The sequence below is a fragment of the Fulvivirga lutimaris genome (assembly GCF_009711525.1).
In the GTDB taxonomy this organism is placed as follows: domain Bacteria; phylum Bacteroidota; class Bacteroidia; order Cytophagales; family Cyclobacteriaceae; genus Fulvivirga; species Fulvivirga lutimaris.
In genome coordinates this window covers 23,285-44,999 of sequence record NZ_SMLV01000421.1, presented here as the reverse complement: position 1 = coordinate 44,999, position 21,715 = coordinate 23,285, and the positions used below count along the sequence as shown (strand labels likewise).

The following is a 21,715-nucleotide window of genomic DNA, read 5'->3' as shown; positions in this document are numbered from 1 at the left end:
AGGATGAGAGCAGTAGAATTATCATTAATTAAAATCATTTGATAGTTAGCTGTAACAAAAACCAGTTTCAGTCTTCCTATAGTAAATCAATCAAAACAAATGTCAACGGTCAAACTCATTTACAGTTCTCAACCTGAAGCCCAATGAATATAGAGATCACAGGTCTTTCTAAGGTCTACCCTAACGGTTTTGCGGCTATTAAAAACATCAATCTCGAAATAGGTAGTGGTATGTTCGGACTACTAGGACCTAATGGAGCAGGAAAATCCAGCTTCATGAGAATCCTGGTAACAGTTCAAAAGTCTACCTCTGGCACTATTCTTATTGATGGCATGGATATCAATGAGCATCGCCAGAAGATCAGACCATTAATAGGTTATCTCCCTCAGGATTTCACTTTTTTCTCAAAACTGAAAACCTGGGAGTTTCTGGATTATGCAGCGAGTTTATCAACTTCTTTAAAGAAAAAGGAACGCATCAAAAAAGTGGATGAGCTATTAGATCAGGTTGGTCTGCTCGATGTAAGAGAAAGAATGGCCAATAAGCTGTCTGGTGGTATGAAACGGAGATTAGGTATTGCGCAGGCTTTGATCGGTAATCCAAAATTATTGGTAATTGATGAGCCTACTACTGGTCTTGATCCCGAAGAGCGCATCAGGTTTAGAAACATCTTGTCAGACTTAAGCCAGAAGGATGTTACAATTATCCTTTCCACACACATTGTTGGTGATATAAGCAGTACATGTCACAATATGGCTATGTTAAACAAAGGCGAGGTGGCCTTTAAAGGATCACCAGAAGGCATGATAGAGCGAGTACGAGGGCATGTATGGCAGGTGCTTCTTGATGATGAAGAGTTTAATGAGCTGAAGGCGAAATATCCGGTGGTTTCCACCATTCCTACCGAGGGTAAGTGGGAAGTACAGTTGATTGCTAACGATCAGCCACACCCAAGAGCTAAGAATGCTAACCCTAACCTGGAGCATGCCTATGTATATTTTATGGAAAATGAATTAGGAGTATCGCTGGTATGATTTCTATCAAAAACATATTAACCATAGCTAAATACGAATCGAAAGTGCTTTGGAGAAATTGGTTCTTCAGAATAGTTGCCTTGGCAGGTCTATTCTTTGTTACCGTTTTTAATATTGCAGTTTTCTCTGAAGTAGACGACCCTAGGTGGTTTGTGCTGTCCAATAGCTTTATAATGCCGTCAGCGGTAATGGTGATGATCAGCATCCCACAGGTAGCAGCAGTTATATTTCTGGCTACTGGACTTGTTAAAAAAGACAAGAAAATTGACACCAACGAAGTGTTCTTTGTAAGACCAATAACAAACCTGGATTTTGTGCTTGGTAAAGCTTTAGCGCTTTTTAAGCTATTCTTTTTATTGAATTTGGTATTACTGTGTATTCCGGTGATTGTTAATCTCACAAGCCCCTACACTACCTTTAACCCATTAGCCTTTGTAGCTTACCCTTTGTTGATAAGTGTACCAAGTATTGTATTTACAACAGGAATAGCCTTTTTGGTTGTAACACTACTAAAAAATCAACCAATAACTATCGTGCTACTACTGGGTGTAGCAGGTGTACAGCTGATCTACTACTTCGATCAGTTCTCAAATATTCTGGACTTTATGGCTTTCAGGCTATCATTATTAGGCTCAGAGATGACAGGCTTTGCAGATTTTGAATTCGCATTAAGTCAACGACTGTTTTACTTTATTACAGGCATTGGATTACTATTCTTAACTGCGTTTTTTCTTGATCGCTTATCGAGCCACAGAGCTACCAAAATAACAACCGGGCTTCTGGGGGTTGGAGTATTAGGTTTCGCTTCTCTAATTATAGTTAAGCTCTGGAACATGCGCCAGGAGACTATTTCTATACGTCAGGATATGATTACTGTTAATGGTAAGTGGGCTGATATTCCTAATGTAGATATTGTTTCTAATAGTCTTGAATTAGAATTAGTTGACGGTGAGATTATCAGCACCTCAACGCTCATGGTTCAAAACAATACCTCAAAAGCTCTAAATCAGATTTATTTTACACTGAACCCAGAATTGGAAGTAGATGAAGCTAAAGTAAATGGTAAGTCACAACAGGTTGATAGAGAGTTACAGATAGCATCAGTAAAGCAAGGCGTTAACATCCGTCCAGGTCAAAAATCTGAAGTACAGTTAAAATACCATGGGCGAATATCAGAAGCTGCCGCTCACCTGGAAGTGGAACAGGAAAGGTATGAGTCTCCCTACGATTATCTGATGTATTCTCTAAAGAAGAAGTATGCTTTTCTTCAACCTGATTATGTATTGCTGACAAAAGATGTGCTCTGGTACCCAGATACTCAAGTTGGCTATAGCCGAGAGGCCACAACAAAGCAGCGTCAAGCCTTTATCAATTTTGAATTGTCTGTTACCGCTCCTGAAGGACTAACCCCTATCTCGCAGGGTGAATTGACAGTAGAGGGCAACACTTATCATTTTAAACCAGAGTATGATCTGCCTCAAATCTCATTGGTTATTGGTGACTATGTCAAGAAAGAAATTATGGTTGACAGCGTTAATTATGCTGTCTATCACTACCCTAAAAACACCTATTTTGAAACGCAACTTACTGAGTTGTCAGACACATTGAGCTATCTTATCACTGATGTTTCTAATGAATATGAAGATGCCCAAAAGCTCTCCTACCCTTTCAAAAGGATGCTATTTGTAGAAACACCTATCCACTTTATGGCTTATAATAAGATTTATGAAAGCCATCAGGCTTACCTGCAACCAGAAACGGTTTTCTGGCCTGAAGAAGGTGGTAATATCAGACAGTATGACTTTAGAAGACAGCTGCGAGATATGAATCGACAAGCCCGTGAGCAGAATCAGACATTAACAGACAAGCAAAAACAAGCGAATGTATTTAATGATCTGGTAAAGAAAGTGTTGACCAAGCAGATTGGTGAAGGGTGGGTCTTTGATGGCCGTGATGAAGACGAACCTGATTATTCACTATTTCCAAATTATTATACTTACAGCTCAGGTATTGTGAGTAAAGAATGGGATTTACTGAACAGAAGTATTGCCACTTATTTGAGAAATGACAAAGAGAGTGCGTATGACTATTCTAGAAACGTTAACGGTATTTCTTTTACCGAGGAATGTAATGAGTTGATGCGTGAGTCATCATTGACCGAAATTCTAACATCTTCAAAGTTTAATAAGATCAAGAAGTCGGTGTCACTTAAAAGTCAATACCTATTTTCCTACCTCGGTCAGGTAGTTGGTGAAACTGAATTTAAAGAATTCCTATACAACTGGGTAAACAGCCATCAACATCAACTTACAAGTTATGAAGAGTTTAGAAAGGCCATAGTAGAAAGATTTGAACTGGACATCGATCCTATTATTAAGAAAGTATATTTTGATAAATCTCAGCCTGCATTTGAAGTAATGAATGTTCAGAAATATGAAGTGCTCGATGGTGACAGAAAACGCTATCAGGTGCTCATGGACATCAAAAACTCTGGTGAGAATGATGGTGTAGTGGAGATAAAATTCAATACTGGCGAAGATTCTCCTAATGACTACAGACGCAGAGTAAATGAGGAAACAGAAGAAGAAGCACCAGGGCACCTTTCTGTTATAAAACAAGGGCATATTAAGCATATGGGTTTTGTTCTTGATGAGAAACCAAATGAGATAACAGTTAATACCATCATTTCCAGAAACATACCCTCAGTTATCTCAATGTCTATTGGAACAATGACAAAGCGTGAAGGAGGAACACTTTTCGAAGGTGAAAGAATAGTAGAAGCGTTACCAACTTCAAGTCAATATGAGGTGATTGTAGATAATGAAGATCCAGGCTTTACAACCTTCAGCCCTATTGAACCAACTTACCTAAGGGCATACCTTGATGGACGTAGTACTACTGAGAAAAAATATCATGGTAGCTGGTTCCGCTCCTACTCTAAATGGCTGGCCACTACAGGCTCTGATTTTTATGGTAGTGTCATCAGATCGGCTCATTTCACAAGATCTGGCAGTGGCGATAAAACCACAACATGGACACCTGAATTTAAAGAAGAGGGCTTCTATGACATTTATGTGTACATGAAAGGCAAGAATCAGAATGAATATTACGGCCGTGATGGTGATGGCAGACAATTCAACTATCACTACATCATTAATCATGGTGATGGTACAGATAATATAAAATACAACATAACAAATGCAGAGCCGGGCTGGAATTATCTGGGGTCATATTTCTTCAATAAAACTGGCGGAAGTGTCTCATTAACAGATGAATGTGATATGAGAACGGTATATGCAGATGCTATTAAATGGGTTAAGCAATAAAATATTATGAGTCAAAAACAACAAATCAATATGAATCAGAAAAGGTTCTCAAACCATCAAAAGCTGTTCAGGCTTGTGGTGCTCATTGGCTGCTATTGCCTGGTGTCCACGGCTAGTATGGCGCAGCGGAAGCTTACATTGGATGAATCCATAACTATTGCCCAAAGCAGTAGCCTTGATATCAAGAAATCAAAGCTTAACCTCTTTAGTAATCAGAGGAGTCTGGATGCACAACGTGCTGCTATGAAATCGAGGTTTTCTTTAGATGTTACACCATTCGATTATAATAGGACACGTATGTTCAACGACCTGTTTTCTCAGTGGAATACAAATGAGGATTATAACTCCTTTGCCAATTTCTCTGTTAGCCAGCCAATCGCTGCTACTGATGGTACAGTCTCTTTGGTAAATAGATTAGGCTATAGAGACAACTACTCTGAATTTCAGGATTCCAGAACCAAAACATACAGCAATAACTTATACCTTCAGGTAGATCAACCCATTTTTACTTACAACAGGAATAAGCTTCAGTTAAAGGAATTAGAACTGAATTTGGAAAATGCTCAGATAAGCAATTCTTTGCAATTGCTCACACTCGAGCAAAATGTGACCCAGTCGTTCTACACACTTTACCAGCGTCAAAATAGTCTTGAGATTTCATTAGATGAGTATGAGAATCAGCAAGTCAGTTATGAGATTACTAAAAACAAGGTTGACGCTGATCTACTTGCACGTGAAGAGCTATATCAGGCAGAATTGAACCTTTCTACATCTAAATCAACATTAGAGAACAATCAGGTACTATTAAACAACGCTGCTGATGATTTCAAAATGCTGCTGGGTATGGATTTGGATGAGCAAGTTGAAGTGCAGGTAGACATCAACTTCATTACCCGTGATGTGGATCTAAACCAAGCCATTACTCATGGCTTAGAGAACAGAATGGAACTGAGACAACGTGGTATAGCCATTGAGCGCTCCCAGTTTGAACTGCAACGCACCAAAGCTTTAAATGAATTCAAAGGTTCCGTTTCATTGTCTTTAGGTGTATTTGGTGATAATGCCCGTGCTCCGGAGATCTATGAGTCCCCTACTATGAATCCTCGGGTGGCCATTTCATTTAGTATTCCTATTTGGGATTGGGGTGAAAACAAGGCGCGTATGGAAGCTACCAATGCCAATTTAGAGATCAACAGAGTGGACCTTGAAGTTGAAGAAAGGAACATCACCATTGGCATCAGAAAAGTATACAGAAACCTTCAAAACCTTGAAAACCAGATAGAAATAGCTCAACAGAATGTTAAAAATGCGGAGCTTACCTATGATCTTAATTTGGAGAGATACCGAAATGGCGATCTTACCAGTATAGACCTAAACAGGTTTCAAAGTCAGCTATCAGAAAAGAAAAGTGCATTAGCTGATGCCCTGATCAACTACAAAATAGAATTACTAAATCTTAAGATTCTCTCTTTATATGATTTTGAGAATCAGGAACCGGTTATCACTCAAAACAACTACTAATCACCCCAGAATACATAGATTATGCAACGCACAACACATAACCCAAATTCTCAAATCAAACCCTTCACTGACATGAGAAAGAACCTATTCTTTGCTTTAACACTATTGTTATCCATTTCAATTTTTGGATGTGATAGCGAAGAGTCTAATATCGATACAGAAATCAAAATCCCAGTATCAGTAATCAGTATTAAGCCAGAAAGTATCTCCAGGTTTATAGAGACCACAGGAACGGTTTATTCTTCTAAAGAAGGAACTATGAAGTCTGAACTGGGAGGCTTCTACAGGCTTCAGAATAATCCGGCAACTAAAAAGCCATTTGCCCTTGGTGATATGGTAAAAGCCGGACAGGTGATTATCCGAATTGAAGACAAAGAATTTGTTAACAATCTACAACTTGAAGGTAAAAAACTAAATCTCGAGCTAGCTGAGAACAACCTCACGAAGCAAAAGTCTTTGTATGATAAGGGTGGTGTAACACAAACTGAGCTTAAAAATGCTTCAATTGAGTATGTCAATGCAAAGTATTCCTATGAAAATGCAGAGATACAGATAGCCAAAATGGCCGTTCGAGCACCTTTTGATGGTGTGATTGTAGAGCTGCCCTACCATACTGATGGAGTGAGGATAGATCAGAACTTAGATTTATTTAAAGTGATGGAATACAACAACCTTTTGATGGATGTCAAACTTCCAGAGAAACACTTACCTGAAGTTACAATGAATCAGCTTGTGCAGATCACTAACTACAACATCGCTAAAGACACCATTATAGGAAGAATAAGCCAGATCTCTCCTATTGTTAATGCGGACACTAGAACTTTTCAGAGTGTGTTGCAAATAGACAATAACAAGCGATTACTACGTCCAGGCATGTTCATTAAGGCTGCAATCCTATCAGAGAAACGCGATAGCACCATTGTAATCCCTAAAGAAACAATTATTTCACGCCAGGATGGTAAGGTTGTATTTACAGTAGAGAACGGTATTGCTACAGAAAAGAAGATCACCACTGGGCTTGAAAATATGGATGTGATTGAGGTGCTCAGCGGACTTAAAGTCAATGACAGGCTGGTAGTTACAGGATTTGAAACACTAAGAAACAAGTCTAAAGTGAGTGTCATTCAATAGCAGCGTATACTCCCCGGATATATTCCGGGGTCTCATTAACCTGAATGTTCAGCTTAATGATACAGGTGCCGGAACAGGTCCGGCAAAAGAATTCAAAACACAATAACAATAAAATCAATATAGTGTGAAAAAGATTGTATCACTAGCCGTATCTTACCCCATTTCCATCCTTATGATGGTGCTGGCCGTAATTTTACTAGGCTCCATCTCCTTCGGAAAATTAGGTATAGAGCTATTTCCTGACTTAAAGAACCCTACACTCTTCGTAGAGCTGAAAGTGGGCATCAGACCACCTTCTGAAGTAGAAAAGCAATTTATAGAAGACATCGAATCTGTAGCTATCAGACAAAATGGAGCAGTAGAAGTAAGCTCTATTAGCCAAACAGGCTATGGCCGTGTTACTGTTCAGTACGACTGGGGCAAGGACATGGATGAAGCCTTTCTAGATCTTCAGAAAGCGTTATCCAGCTTCTCTTTAAATGATGATATTGATGAATTTGTGATTTCGCAATTTGATCCTAATGCCACTCCTATCATGATATTGGGCATTTTCAATCCCAATTCTGATGATCAGGAAGCTTTACGCAAGGTGGCAGAAAACAACTTCAGAAATGAGCTTATCAGACTTCCGGGTATTGCAGAAGTTAGACTTTCTGGTGATCTGGAGAAGGAAGTAGTATTAGAAACGGATCCTAACCTGTTAGCCGCCTTTGGTCTTACAGTAAATGATCTTGTAGCTAAAATTGAAAACTATAACCGAAATGTCTCTGGAGGTTTTATTGAAGAGTTAGGTAAAAAGTATGTCATCAAAGGATTAGGCATAATAGAAAAACCTGAGGATCTGGAAGAATTAGTAGTCGGTTATACTACCAGACAAAATGCAGCAAGTAATTCCAGTTCAACTACAGCTAGTACATCACAAAGTGCTGATAATCAATCATCAACATCAAATCAGGTTCCTGTATTATTGCGAGAAGTAGCGACACTTAAAATCATGGACAAAGAAGCGAGCAGCATTGTTCGTGTCAACCAGAAAAGAAGTCTGGGGATGTCCATTTATAAAGAAACCAAGTACAACACCGTCAATGCAGTTAATGAATTAACAGATGTGTTGGAGGATCTTAAGAAATCAGTACCAGGCTATGAGTTTGTGGTTATTCAAAATCAGGGACGCTTTATACAAGGTGCAATTGATGAAGTAAAAGAGTCAGGCCTTTATGGTGCCCTGTTCGCCATGATTGTACTCTTTATTTTCTTAAGAAGAATGGGCTCCACACTAATTATTAGTATTGCAATACCTATCTCTATCATTGCTACATTCAACTTAATGTACTTCAATGGACTTACACTTAATGTAATGACATTAGGTGGACTCGCTTTAGGAGCCGGTATGCTGGTTGATAATGCTATTGTGGTTGTAGAAAGCATATTTCGAAAGCGTGAGGAAGGATTAAGTGTTATCGATGCTGCAATTCAAGGTACCAGCGAAGTAAGTGGCGCTATCACTGCTTCTACACTAACCACTATCATAGTATTCTTGCCTATAGTATACCTTCAGGGGCCATCTGGCGAATTATTTAGAGATCAGGCATGGACAGTGGCATTTTCTCTTATTTCTTCATTAGTAGTGGCAATTCTCGTTATTCCGATGTTATTCTCCAGAATATTCAAAAAAGACAAAACAGTTCAGGAAGTACAGCCATTAAAATTCAAAGCTTACAGAGCATTTTTAGATAGAGTGCTTAAGCATAGAATAGCTTTTATCATTAGTTCTTTTATCATGGTATTAGGTGCTTATCAACTGATCGGTATCATAGGTAGTGAATATATGCCTCAATCTGGCACCAGAGCTATTTCGGTAGATCTAAGCCTTACTAATGGTACACCATTATCCAGAACATCAGCTACAGTTGGTCAGGTAGAAAGTCAGCTATTAGAGTTATTTGATGGCCAATTGGACAAAGTGTATTCTCACATCGGTCCGGAGCAAAGCCAGTCTGGCATTGAGAATGAGAATGTTTATGATGAAAACAAGGCTAGCCTCAAACTCATCTTTAGAGAAGATATAGAAATGGATATTGCTAATGTAACTGCAAAGCTCTCCAATTATTTTGAAGGAATTCCAGGTATTGATGCCACCTTCTCAAATGATGAAAGTGCTTTAAATGCGGTATTAGGCGATGAAGAAATGCCATTAGTTGTAGAAATCAGTGGCGCTAGCTTTGACGCGCTCGGCCCTCTCTCAGACTCGGTTATATTAGTCATGGGCAGCAACGAAGATATTTATGAGCCAATGTCTAATTATGAGCAGGGTGTGCCTCAAATACAAGTTGATGTTGATAAATACAGAGCTGGATTACTTAACCTTTCTATTGATGATATTATCAGTCAGATAAAGGATCAGCTGGAAGGTAAAAATGCTGGGACCATTGAACGAGGTGGCGAAATGCAAGACATCCAGATCAAAGTGCCTAAAATTTCGATGGCAGGTCTCGAAAACATGCGGATCAAAAGTGGGACAAGGGAATTTCCATTAGGCGAGGTGGCTAATATCAGTGTTCAATATGCTGCTAATTCTATTTATAGAAAGAATCAAACAAGAATGGTTTCTATCGGTGCTCGTGTGAATCAGGAAAAGGCCTATGACAAGGTAGTAAGGTCGATAGAGGACTCCTTCTCATCACTTTCGGTACCTCCACAATACAAAATTGATGTAGCAGGACAGGAAATTAAGCGCCAGGAGTCTATGGAGAACCTGACATTCTCACTGATCCTTTCAGTGTTATTAGTATATATGGTGCTGGCTTCTCAATTTGAATCGCTGCTTCATCCATTTACCATTTTGCTAACCATTCCATTGGCCGGAGTAGGTGCGCTCCTCTCCTTCTTTATTTTAGGAATGCCGCTTAACATGATGGCTTTTATAGGCATCATTATGCTGACAGGTATTGCCGTAAATGATTCCATTATTCTGGTGGATAGTATTAATAAAAACAAACTCAACGGCATGCCCTTACGGGAAGCTATTCTAGATGCAGGTCAGCGCAGGTTTAGACCGATAATCATGACGAGTTTAACCACAATACTGGCACTCTTACCGCTTACTTTTGGGTTTGGCGAAAGTGCTGCCTTAAGAGCTCCTATGGCCATAGCAGTAATTGGCGGATTGGTAACATCAACATTACTAACGCTGATTATCATTCCTTGCTTCTATGAAAGTATTGAAAACTTTGTAGCATGGTTGAGAGGTAGCAAAACAGAAAAAACTGCAGTTTCTCATGGGTAAGCCGGGACTATTACATACAATCATTAATCGCAAGGTACTGATCTCGATGCTATTCATTGGGTTTTCAGTAATGGGTTATATCTCCTATAACAAGTTGCCGGTTGAGCTTTTTCCTAATGTAGAATTGCCCATTCTTATCGTGCAGGTAGGTTCAACTTCAGAGGTTGATCCTAAATACATGGAGAGTCAGGCCATTGTGCCTTTAGAAAGTGTCATTAGCACTTTGGAAGGGGTTGAAGAGATAACTGCCAATGCTGACAGCCAACAAGGAATGATCTTCATCTCCTTTCAGCAGGGCGTCAATATCAAATACGCTTATCTGAAATTAGAGCAAAAGGTTGGGGCTATTAAATCTCAGCTGACTCCTGAATTTGTCGTCAATATCGTCAAAATTGATACCGAGCAGTTTACCAACACTTTTATGGATTTACAGGTGCTTGGTAGCGGTGGTGTAGATCGAGTGCGTAATGTCACAGATCAGTACATTACAGACCGTCTGAACGATGTTGATGGTGTTGGTGGCGTAGAAGTGTTTGGTGGTCGTCAAAAGACTGTAGAAATCATTATGAATGATGCGGTATGCGAGGCCAATGGCATTACTCCCAATACTATTAGCAATGTGCTGTCACAAAACTCTAATAAAAGCGCATTCGCAGGTCAGGTGGAGCGAGATGGAAGACAGGTATTTGTGAATGTGACCGCAGAGCTCAAAGACATTAAGAACATCCAAAGTCTTGTAGTTTCTGATAAAGGGCCACTCCTGCTCAGCGATGTTGCTGATGTATTCTTCGGAGTGAAAGAGGAGACTTCATTAAGTAGAGTCAATGGAAAAGAAGCTGTCTCTCTCAGATTATCAAAAGATACTCAAGCTAATCTCATAGCCCTTTCAGATAGAACATTAGCCACTATAGAAGCGATTAATAAGGATTTGGAGGCACTTGATGTCGAGATTTTAGTCCAAAGCAATCAGGCTGAGCTAATGACCAAAAATATTGATCAGATTAAGAATCTGGCCATAACAGGAGGCCTGCTAGCCATCTTTGTGCTCTGGGTTTTCCTAAGAAGGCTCAAGTTCATTCTGAGCATTGCACTGGCTATTCCTATTTCGGTTTACACGGCTTTCAATTTCTTCTATGCTGCAGGTATTACCATCAATAGTTTAACACTTATTGGTATGGCGCTGGCCATTGGTATGCTGCTGGATAACAGTGTTGTGGTTATTGAAAACATTTATCGCCATGTGGTGAATAAAAGACCAATCACCGATGCGGTAGTTGATGGCACCAAAGAGGTTATGCGATCTGTTGTTGCTGCTACACTAACAACGGTTACGGTATTCCTGCCATTCATCTTCTCTTCTAATTTTCTGGTGACTTTGATAGGGACACACATTGGTGTTTCGATCATTTCTACACTATTGGTTTCACTTGTAGTAGCGCTTGTTTTGATTCCAATGCTGGCCCATACTGCCATTAGTAAAGATGATCAGCAAAAGGCACCATTAATTAAAAACGCATCAATCCGTCAGCGCATCATCCAGATTTATATGGTGGTATTAAAGTCATGCTTTAGAAGACCAGCTTTCACTGTTATTGGTGGCCTGGTGCTCTTCTTCGTGACCATTGGCTTGAGCTTATTGGTGAGTGTTGCCAGTTTAAATGAGGTGGAAAACACAAATATGAACCTGTTCGTCACCATGCCACAGGGCTCCACTTTAGAGTCGACTGATATTAGAACAAGAAAAATCGAGGAAAAGGTAATGGAAATACCTGTGGTTGAAAATGTAATCAGTCAGATATCTGAAGGTGATGCTGTATTAGGCATCAGCCTGGTAGAAGGTTTTCTGGATTTGGATACCATTTCAGTCGAAGATGTACGTGATAAGCTTAACAGCATAGCTGATGATTTCGAAGATCTCGAAATATCCATGGACGAACCACCACGGCAAAGAGGTGGACAAGGTGGAGCAGCGAGCTCTGCTTCTACTGATTTTGAGCGGATGTTAGGTATTGGAAGTGCTCAGGAAAGAATCATCATCAAAGGACAAGACTTTGAGCTCATGAAGACCATTGCTAATGACATCAATACTTTTGTCAGCAGCCTTCAATCTATTGATCGAAGCACAGTAAATATTAGCCCTGATCGGCCTGAAGCGCATATTTTATTCGATCAGAAACGAATGAGTGCTAATAACATCACACAACAGAATGTTGCTATAGCACTGAATGATTTCCAACCTTCATTTACTTCAGGGTCTAATTTTGTGAGCGGTGGCGAAGAGTATGAAATCACTATTCGAACCAAAAATCAGGTAGAAGAATCTGCTAAGGAAATGAAAGATTTGCGAGAAATGCCAATCACAAGCACAGCAGGTGTCAGCCACAATTTATCTGATGTTGGGTCGGTTATTTATTCTTCCGGAGAAAGCACTATCACTAGATTAAATCAGGAAAAGCGCATTGAAATTACTTATAGTTTTATCGATGAAGTTCAAGGTTCTGAGTCTTTATTGGAAGCTTCAAGAGTTGAAATTGATCAATTGGTAGCTGGTGTTAATATCCCTTCAGGTATGGTGGTAGATGTTATCCATGATGATAATCTGTATGATGAATTCTACTTCCTCATCTTCGCTGCGGTAATCATAATATTTATGATCCTTGCTGCAGTATTTGAGTCATTGTACCTGCCTATAGTGATCATGTTCTCTATCCCATTGGCGGCCATTGGTGCATTTCTTGGATTAACCTTTACAGGAAACTCATTATTAAATGCGAATACCCTCATTGGATTTTTGATCTTACTTGGTGTGGTAGTCAACAATGGCATTATCCTAATCGACTACTCCCGTATTTTAAGAAGACAGGGCTATGATAAGTATAGAGCCCTGATAACCAGTGGTATATCTCGGATAAGACCAATTTTAATCACCTCCATCACTACCATAGTGGCTATGCTGCCTTTGGCATTAGGCGAGGCAGAGTATGTAGTGAGTATTGGGCAGCCATTTGCAGTTACGGTAATGGGCGGACTGGCCTTTGCCACCATTCTTACACTTATCTACATTCCTACTATGAGTGCCGGACTGGAAAGTGTATTGACCTGGTTTAGGAACTTGAAGGCAACAGTTAAGGTAGCTCAGATTGCTTTAATTGTGGTGGTAGGTGCCTTTGTTTATTTACAAATCGAAGGCATGATCTGGCAGATGATCTGGTTCCTTGCAGGCATCATATTGATTCCTGGCGGTACACATTTTATAATGAGCTCATTGCGACAAGCAAATGCTAAAATGGTCGCTCCTGATGAGGTGATGCATATTGAAATTCAGAACCTTACAAAGGTCTATGGCAGAGATAAACGTTGGTTGAGAGAATGGAAGGGCAATAAGCATTTGTATGAAGAGCGTGGTGAAGAGCCAATTTCAGTAAAAAGTATCTTGCAAAACCTGATTTGGCAAGGAGCACTTATTGGCTTCCTGGTATATTTCATCTATTTCTTCTTAGACAAAGCCTTCTGGCAGCTGTTCTTCATGATCTCGTTGCATGCCTTACTACTTACCATGTTTGGTGAAGCAGCGCAGTTAGTTAAGAAAAGACGCAGACTGGTCAATGTCCTTTATCGATTGATTTACTGGGGTTTTCCTGTCGTTAGTTCAATGCACATCTATACAGACATCAATACTAAAGGTCTGGGAGTATTCCTTATCATTCTATGGTTCATCGGACTGTTTTTAGTACGTGTTTCCAGAAAGCTGAAGGCTAACCCTATAAATGTTAATGAGATTACCGGCCGATTTAAAAAGATCAGAAAGCTGTATTATAAGCTGATACTGGCCATTCCTTTTGTAAAGCCAAAGCAGGCACAATTTAAGGCGCTGAAAGGTGTAAGCCTCAATATTGAGCAAGGCATGTTTGGGCTACTAGGACCCAATGGTGCCGGCAAAACGACATTGATGCGTATTCTGTGTGGTATTATGGATCAGAGTTATGGTAAGGTCTGGATCAATGGCCATGATACTAACCTGTACAGAGAAGAGCTGCAGGGGTTGATTGGTTATTTACCACAGGCCTTTGGTACTTATGAAAATATGACCCCTTATCAGTTTCTTGACTATCAGGCCATATTAAGAAAGATAACCAACAAAGAGAAGCGTGAAGCAAGAGTTCAATATGTGCTAAAAGCGGTACATATGGACGAGCATCAGCATAAGAAAATAGGCTCCTTTTCAGGCGGTATGAAGCAGCGAATTGGTATTGCTCAGATTCTATTGCACTTGCCGAAGATTTTAGTGGTTGATGAGCCTACGGCAGGTCTTGATCCATTAGAGCGTATCAGGTTTAGAAACCTATTAGTAGAGCTGAGTCGTGAGCGTATTGTAGTATTCTCCACACATATTATCGAGGATATAGCCAGCAGCTGTAATAACCTGGCAGTATTGATTTCTGGTAATATAGAATACATGGGTAGCCCGACTACCATGGCAGAGCTGGCGCATAATAAAGTGTGGGAGTTCCATTTAACGCCAGATCAGTTTGAAACGGAGAAAGAGAACTATCTGATCGTACATCACATGCGTGAAGGCGATCAGATTAGAGTAAAATGTTTGGCTGATAGCCAACCAAGACCAGATGCTACGCAGGTACGTGCAAATCTGGAGGATGCCTATTTATGGTTAATGAAGAGTAAAAACAAAAAACCGGTTTTAGAACCGGAGGTTGAAGAAATAGTTTAAGCAGTAAAAACGAAGTTAACGTCATTATGAGCACTTTAATAGTAGGTGATTGTCTTTTATAGTTTTGAGATGCTCACATCTTTTATTCCAAATCATGGCCTAAAAGACTCATAATGATGTTGGTTTTTGCGTATTACCTCCCCGGATATATTCCGGGGTCTCAGAGTTAGAGATACCGGAACAGGTCCGGTAAAAATTAAAATAAATTGGCTCTATAGCCATAAATAATAAGATAAAATGAAAAGCTACTTATTGCTATTATACAGGCTCATCACTTACAATGTAAAAGTGATCTTCGCGAACAAATTCGTCTACTTTGTAGTGGCCGCATTCCTGTTCTTTGGGTTCATTATTACCATCACCATATTTGAAGATCCTGATTTCAATGAAGCAGTAATCTATGGTTTTCTCGTCTTCCCAGGACTATTACTGATCTTCTACCCTATGGCCTATGGCATCCAGAATGATGATGACTCCAAAATGTTGGAAACCATTTTTGGTATTCCTAATTACCGCTATAAAGTATGGCTGGTGAGGTTTGTACTTACTTTAGGAGTAGCATCTGCCATTTTATTGGTATTGGGTATTATTGCCAATATCACACTTTACAGGTTCAACATTTTGCCTATGTTGGGCCAGGTGATCTTCCCTATTGCCTTTTTGTCTTCATTGGCCTTTATGCTTTCAACAAAAATCAAGAATGGTAATGGTACCGCCATTGTTATTGTCATTGTTGCGTTCATCTTCTTTGTATTCGCAGAGCCATTAGAATACAGTCCGTATAATGTATTCCTGAACCCTTTCTCAGAACCAAGAGATATGAGTGAGTTCATCTGGCTAACGATAATCTTCAAAAACAGAATTTACCTGATGGTAGGCAGTGCATTAAGCTTACTGTATGGGATGTATAATCTGCAGTTTAGGGAGAAGTTTGTTTAAGTATTTGTTTAAAGATTCATATATTAAAAATGTGTAATTATTGCCGAGGGTATTAATGGCCCAGATGATAAAGTTGAACATCATGTAGGAAAAGGGTATTTTAGGCTATGATATTACGTGTAGTTTTCTGCCTTTTGCTGTTGATGGCATCGTATCCATCGTTAGGTCAATTAAAATTACCATCCCCAATTAGCTCTACTGCCAATAGCTTGGCTATAGCCATGCTCCCCGATTCATCTCTTTTATTATCTAAAACAATAAATGATAAGTATCAAATTGTTAGATATGTTTTTAAAAATCAAGTGTGGACCTTAGAGTCTAATAAGTTATCAGATCTATTGAATGGAATTGTATATGAAGGCAGTCACTTGCATTTCCGTTTTTCCAATGATTACACAAAACTTATCGTGATGCTACATGGTAAGGGTGATCAGCGAATTTATCTCAGCGAGCTAAAAAATAATAACTGGAGTCTGTTTAGGGATATAATTGACCCAGCAGATTATAGTTATTTCAATTTTACTCCAAGTATGTCTTTTGACAATGAAAAACTGTTTCTTTCAGATAATTCAAAACCTGAAAACACTATTTATACTTATAACAATACAGATTCCTTTTCAGGCCTTAAGAAAGATGTACTTAAAGAATTCAAATACATTCAGGACGTAATAGGAGTTGGAGTAAATAGTGTTTTAGTAAATGCTCAGCGAGTTAAAGGCAATCCTTATGGATGGTTTTTTATAAAACAGTTAGAAACAGGAGGATGGTCCGTTCCATATAAGGTCAATGAGTTAGATGGTGCGATATACAAATTTGCCTTATCAGTTACTCCTTTTGATGAATTGATGCTGTTTATCGATTTCGAGAAAGGAGATGTATACTTGACACCAACACCCCCTATTGTTCGTCAGGAATTAACTGCATCTAAAAAGGCAAACCAGAAGATTAGTTCTTCTGATGCAATCAGCCGTACAGCGGATGATAATCAGTTGGTAGAAAAGGGTATTATAAAACCAACAGGAAATTATTATGCGTTGCTTATTGGAAACTCAGATTATGAAGATAACACCCTCGACCTTGATCAACCTGATAAGGATATAAAAGCCCTTAAAAAAGTGCTTACAACACAATATAGCTTTGAAGAGAAAAATGTTGTGCTTTTAGAAAGCGCAGATCGTGAAACGATATTTAAAACCATGTATAAATATAGAACTCAATTAACTTCAAATGACAACTTATTGATCTTCTATGCAGGACATGGTTATTGGGATGAAAGAGTTCAGCAAGGCTATTGGTGGCCAACTGACGCACGTCCAAACAATCCATCTAACTGGTTATCAAACAGCGATCTAAAAGAGCAGATAAAAGCCTTAAATACTGCCCATACGTTGTTAATTTCTGACGCTTGCTTTAGCGGTGGTATTTTCAAAACTCGTGGAAGTACGAATGATATCCGAAGTGCATCGGCAGATATACAGTTACTTTATAGAATGCCTAGTCGTAGAGCTATGACCTCCGGCACAAAAACTACAGTACCAGACAATTCAGTATTTTTTAAATACTTGATTAAATATTTACTAGAAAATGAAGATAAATACCTCTCATCAAGCAATCTGTTTAATAAAGTTAGAAAAAGCGTTTTAAATAATAGTTTAACTGTTCCTCAAGAAGGCGTTATTATGGACACCGGAGATGAAGGTGGAGATTTCATCTTTATAAAAAAGGATTAGGTTCAAAGCCATATCACGAAGAAACGATGGTCTTATACAAACCCTTCAAATAAACTCTGGCTCTCCTAATCATAAAACAACACTGGCGCCATTAGCTTTTTAACTTTAGCTACATTAGTTTTATATAAACACTGAATAATGAAATCAGATTTAGTCAAAAGCCTATTTAAATATATTCTTGAAGCCGCCATAGTGGCGTTTGGTGTTGTTTTAGGGCTTTACCTCTCAGAGCAAAATGCTCAATCTAAAACTAATGAGAACACAAAAGTTGCACTTAATTATATCGTGCAAGAGTTACGTGCTAATCGGGAATTATTAATACAAGCCAAAGAATACCATAAGAAAATTAGTGTAGAATTCGATTCATTATCAAAGACAGCAACTGCAGCTGACCTCGAACAGGTATATTATACCAATGATAAATTTAAACACTTTAAGTTGCCGGGTTGGCAAGGTGTGGGAACTGCAAAAGTTAAGAGCATCATCTATGAAAGTGCCAAATTGAGTGGTGTATTGCAAGAATTGAACATCACAACCATTCAAAACATAGCAGAAGTTTATGAGACACTAGACAGCTATAAAAACCTTAGCAAAACTGCAATGGATGGCTTGTTGAATGTTGGGGCATCTACAAAGGTTGCCGATGTATTTCGTGTTTTTGAGCTGATGAAGTATGATATTCAGAGTTTTGAAGGCTTTTTAATTGAGCATTTGGATGAGAAAGCCGATGAGCTTGAGCGGACATTAGAAACTCAGAGCTATCGGAAATAAATAGAAATTCAATCCCATTTAAAAGGTTCAAAAACACCTTCATGCTCTTCATCATAAAACAACACAGGTGCCATTAGCTTTTTAACTGTGGCTTCTAAATTGGTAAAGTTAGACTGTGGGATGTGGAGGGGTATTTTATAAAGCCTACTATCCTTTTTCTCAAACGGGCAAGCTACTTTTGACTGGTGCAAATAAGGAATGAGTGTAGCATTGCAGCTTAATGCTATCCGCGCGATGTCATAGTCTTCAAAAAGTGCTATTAAGGTTGTATTGATGTTTTCAAAAAACTCTACGGTCTCGGCCAGACGAACCCGTGAGCCAGCCCTTGATTTACCCTTTTTCTTCAAATACTTGATCTGGCTAAAGCCCTGTTTTTTGCGAGTCATATACGCAGAAAATGTAGTGTGGTAAATCATCTGCTTGCCTTCCATCAACACTATTGCAGCATTTCCGGATTCTATACTTAGGTACAGCACAAGGTTGTCAGCATCAATAATCTTAAGGTACTCATCAATCACTAAATGAAGTGGCAATCTTAGGAATCCAATGGCCTCATGGTTCTCATCTTTCAGTTTGATGATATGTCTACCATAATCATACTCATAGCCCGGTATATCCTCCTTAATTAGAGTGAAAATCTCCTTAAATGGAATATGAAATAAGTTGAGCAACTGCTGCTGCATGATCAGCGAACTTAGTGAAATCTTGTTACAAATAAGCGCGATCATCTCGTTGAAAATGACTCACTCTCTCTGGACTCCTTAATATTAGGAGACTTCTCACTACACTGCGTTGCGTATCGAAGTGACGATAATATATTAAAGTTCGTCATATCGATATGTAGTGTAACGAAATGAGATATCTCCCAATCGAGAATGTAATACAATAATGTAGAGACTTCTTACTACACTACGTAGCGAAGGGTAGTTGACACCTATCTCTTATCTCTTCTTCTTGAACTTATCCCCTTTCGTTCTTGGCTTTTTATATTTAGCGGCTAGTTTAACTTTATAAGAACCGCCCATATTCTTCTTTTTATTTTTATCGAGCTTCTCTGCGTCTGCAACTTTAGGGGCAAGTTTCGTATCTCTTCCATATTTACCCTGGTTGACTTTCGGGCGCTCTTCCGGGATCAATTCATGATTTATCTCAACCTCTTCTGGAAAATCAGAAATAGGAATTTCCAGATTCATCAAGGCCTCAATTTCAATTTTGGCTATTACCTCCTTCTCAGAGTAAAAAATTATGGCCTCCCCCTGCTCCGATGCACGGCCAGTTCTACCTATGCGGTGCATATAGTTTTCTGGATAGGCAGGTGTATCAAAATTGATAACATGCGAGACCTTTTCAAGGTCAAGCCCCCGGGCTATAACATCAGTGGCTATTAGAATTCTGATTTTTCCGTTTTCAAATTCTTCAACTGTACTGATCCTGTGATTTTGAGTTTTATTAGAATGAATTATTCCTAATTGAGAACCAAAGTCATCCTCCAGTTTTTGAAAGAGTAAATCAGCCAGTCGCTTGCTTGACAAGAATACAAGTACCTTTTTATAGGTGCTTTTATCTGCTAACAAATGTGTTAATAAATTGACTTTGGTATTGAAATTCTGAACCTGATAGCAACTTTGCTTGATATTATCCAAAGGCGTACCACTAAGCGCGACAGTCACTTGGGTTGGCATGCTAAAGAAATCATTGATGAGTTCATTGACATCATCAGTCATAGTAGCCGAGAACATGATATTCTGTCGTTTGGCAGGCAACAAGTCGAATATATTATTCAGCTGTGACCGAAAACCCATATCCAGCATCACATCAACCTCATCAATAACGAGTTTTTTACAATCTTTCATAGCGACAGATCTTGCCATCATCAAATCAAATAACCGACCTGGTGTAGCGACTATGATATCCTGACCTTCTGCTAATGCTTCTTTTTGCAGCCTGATATTCGACTCACCAAATACGCCCAACACTCTAATATTGATATAGGTAGTAAGTTGTTTTATAGTATCCACCACCTGCGTTACCAGCTCCCGCGTAGGTACTAAAATCAGTACCCTTGGGTTAAGACTGTTTGAGAATTTAAGATCTTGAAGAATGGGTAATAAATAGGCAATTGTTTTACCAGTACCAGTTTGTGAAATACCCACTACGTCCTTACCTGAAGCTATGACTGGAAATGCCTGCTCTTGAATTTCAGTGGCATTGTTAAACCCTAAATCTTCAATTGCATTACGCAATTGTTTATTGATATTTAATTGATCAAAACTCATGGTGCAAAGCTAACGGTTTTGAAATCAATTTAGGATGGAGCAGCATTATCCATACGCTTTATCATGGCAGCAAATGAAGTCTTAAATTATAATAAGGCTTATTTATTCGGTATTTCTTTAACCACACGGAAGGTCATAATTTTAAGTAATCAACTAATTCTATAAGTTTTTCAGAAAAGCATTAACCACCTTCCAGGTAGCATCGGCACTTTCTCCAATGCGCTCATCAACCAGCATAGATGAGCCATGCCTACCATTAGTTGCTTCATAAACCTGATGATGATATGTTTTCGCAAGTTCAAATTGAGATTTAACACTTTCAATTTCCATCTCTCTTGAAGGTCTTAATAGTAATAGAGGTACTTTTAATGAAGGAAAATATTCCTCTGGGCGGCATCCTTCCATTGGCTCACCAGAAGCAGGTGAGAAGGCCAAAACACCTGATATATCCTTGGTCTTTTCATGAGCAAGCTTAATTACTAATGTTGCGCTGTAACTACTACCCCAGATGATTTTCTTACCTGTAAAGCCTGTTTCAAGAATATAGTTTAAAGCCCCTTCAATATCCGCATAAGCATCGCAATAACTGAATCGCTTTAAACCTAAGTCGGCTACTGTTCTGTTATAGCTTCCATACAACTGTCCGCCACTCCTTTGATCTGTAACAAGAACATTATAGCCCTGGCCAATTAGTTTCGGGATTATAGGTTTGTATTCAGCCCTTGCATTTGAACCTCCCTGATGGAAAAGAAGAATGGTAATTGCCTTTTTATCTACTTCATACAGGTCACCATAAATCTTGATGCCATCTGTAGTAATGTAACTGATCTCTTTTGCCATTGGCTCATTTAAAGGACTTTGGCCGAAAATCGAAGCAATAGTAATTAATGCAATAAAGTAATTCATATGTGAAATTATAACTTTGGTTGAATGCTATTAAAGAATACGTGAATTGTGAATGCTCAGATATAT

General features: G+C 38.9%; 12 protein-coding genes. 9 read left to right on the top strand and 3 right to left on the bottom strand.

All coding sequences use genetic code 11. The features are described from left to right. Positions 1 to 143: 143 nt before the first annotated feature. The 9 genes from E1140_RS17085 to E1140_RS17045 all read left to right on the top strand — a co-directional run bounded on the left by E1140_RS17085 (position 144) and on the right by E1140_RS17045 (position 18,467). Positions 144 to 1,034, top strand: a complete 891-nt coding sequence (locus E1140_RS17085) for an ABC transporter ATP-binding protein (protein ID WP_155186742.1) — start codon at positions 144 to 146, stop codon at positions 1,032 to 1,034. Next, positions 1,031 to 4,360, top strand: coding sequence for a golvesin C-terminal-like domain-containing protein (locus tag E1140_RS17080; protein ID WP_155186739.1), 3,330 nt, complete (start codon positions 1,031 to 1,033; stop codon positions 4,358 to 4,360). Before E1140_RS17085 ends, E1140_RS17080 begins: the two co-directional genes overlap by 4 nt. Positions 4,361 to 4,366: 6 nt before the next feature. Beyond that, a complete protein-coding gene (locus tag E1140_RS17075; RefSeq protein WP_155186736.1) occupies positions 4,367 to 5,881 on the top strand; it encodes a TolC family protein in 1,515 nt (504 codons plus the stop codon). Positions 5,882 to 5,953: 72 nt separating this feature from the next. Continuing rightward, the gene (locus E1140_RS17070; protein ID WP_155186733.1) at positions 5,954 to 7,012 is read left to right on the top strand and encodes an efflux RND transporter periplasmic adaptor subunit; all 1,059 of its coding nucleotides are present in this window, start codon (positions 5,954 to 5,956) and stop codon (positions 7,010 to 7,012) included. Between the two features lie 124 nt (positions 7,013 to 7,136). Further along, the gene (locus tag E1140_RS17065) at positions 7,137 to 10,298 is read left to right on the top strand and encodes an efflux RND transporter permease subunit (protein WP_185153649.1); all 3,162 of its coding nucleotides are present in this window, start codon (positions 7,137 to 7,139) and stop codon (positions 10,296 to 10,298) included. Beyond that, entirely contained in the window at positions 10,291 to 15,027 is a 4,737-nt protein-coding gene (locus tag E1140_RS17060) for an efflux RND transporter permease subunit (RefSeq protein ID WP_155186730.1), read from the top strand. The genes E1140_RS17065 and E1140_RS17060 overlap by 8 nt, the downstream gene beginning before the upstream one ends. A 237-nt stretch (positions 15,028 to 15,264) precedes the next feature. Further along, positions 15,265 to 15,966: a hypothetical protein gene (locus E1140_RS17055; protein ID WP_155186725.1), complete on the top strand. Its 702-nt coding sequence runs from the start codon at positions 15,265 to 15,267 to the stop codon at positions 15,964 to 15,966. A 107-nt stretch (positions 15,967 to 16,073) separates the two neighbouring features. Beyond that, complete coding sequence (locus tag E1140_RS17050; protein ID WP_155186722.1) at positions 16,074 to 17,696, top strand: caspase family protein; 1,623 nt, start codon at positions 16,074 to 16,076, stop codon at positions 17,694 to 17,696. 138 nt (positions 17,697 to 17,834) lie between these two features. Beyond that, entirely contained in the window at positions 17,835 to 18,467 is a 633-nt protein-coding gene (locus E1140_RS17045; protein WP_155186719.1) for a hypothetical protein, read from the top strand. 8 nt (positions 18,468 to 18,475) lie between these two features. On the opposite strand, the gene E1140_RS17040 is transcribed toward E1140_RS17045, so the two are convergent. The 3 genes from E1140_RS17040 to E1140_RS17030 form a co-directional block, all read right to left on the bottom strand. Next, the gene (locus E1140_RS17040; RefSeq protein WP_155186715.1) at positions 18,476 to 19,195 is read right to left on the bottom strand and encodes a hypothetical protein; all 720 of its coding nucleotides are present in this window, start codon (positions 19,193 to 19,195) and stop codon (positions 18,476 to 18,478) included. A gap of 213 nt (positions 19,196 to 19,408) precedes the next feature. After that, positions 19,409 to 20,743, bottom strand: coding sequence for a DEAD/DEAH box helicase (locus E1140_RS17035; protein WP_155186712.1), 1,335 nt, complete (start codon positions 20,741 to 20,743; stop codon positions 19,409 to 19,411). Between the two features lie 159 nt (positions 20,744 to 20,902). Beyond that, entirely contained in the window at positions 20,903 to 21,649 is a 747-nt protein-coding gene (locus E1140_RS17030) for an alpha/beta hydrolase family protein (protein WP_155186709.1), read from the bottom strand. Positions 21,650 to 21,715: the final 66 nt, after the last annotated feature.

Bases quoted from the DNA above. Each gene is read 5' to 3' on its own strand.
- E1140_RS17085 (WP_155186742.1), top strand. From the start codon at position 144: ATGAATATAGAGATCACAGGTCTTTCTAAGGTCTACCCTAACGGTTTT.
- E1140_RS17080 (WP_155186739.1), top strand. From the start codon at position 1,031: ATGATTTCTATCAAAAACATATTAACCATAGCTAAATACGAATCGAAA.
- E1140_RS17075 (WP_155186736.1), top strand. From the start codon at position 4,367: ATGAGTCAAAAACAACAAATCAATATGAATCAGAAAAGGTTCTCAAAC.
- E1140_RS17070 (WP_155186733.1), top strand. From the start codon at position 5,954: ATGAGAAAGAACCTATTCTTTGCTTTAACACTATTGTTATCCATTTCA.
- E1140_RS17060 (WP_155186730.1), top strand. From the start codon at position 10,291: ATGGGTAAGCCGGGACTATTACATACAATCATTAATCGCAAGGTACTG.
- E1140_RS17055 (WP_155186725.1), top strand. From the start codon at position 15,265: ATGAAAAGCTACTTATTGCTATTATACAGGCTCATCACTTACAATGTA.
- E1140_RS17050 (WP_155186722.1), top strand. From the start codon at position 16,074: ATGATATTACGTGTAGTTTTCTGCCTTTTGCTGTTGATGGCATCGTAT.
- E1140_RS17045 (WP_155186719.1), top strand. From the start codon at position 17,835: ATGAAATCAGATTTAGTCAAAAGCCTATTTAAATATATTCTTGAAGCC.
- E1140_RS17040 (WP_155186715.1), bottom strand. From the start codon at position 19,195: ATGATCGCGCTTATTTGTAACAAGATTTCACTAAGTTCGCTGATCATG.
- E1140_RS17035 (WP_155186712.1), bottom strand. From the start codon at position 20,743: ATGAGTTTTGATCAATTAAATATCAATAAACAATTGCGTAATGCAATT.
- E1140_RS17030 (WP_155186709.1), bottom strand. From the start codon at position 21,649: ATGAATTACTTTATTGCATTAATTACTATTGCTTCGATTTTCGGCCAA.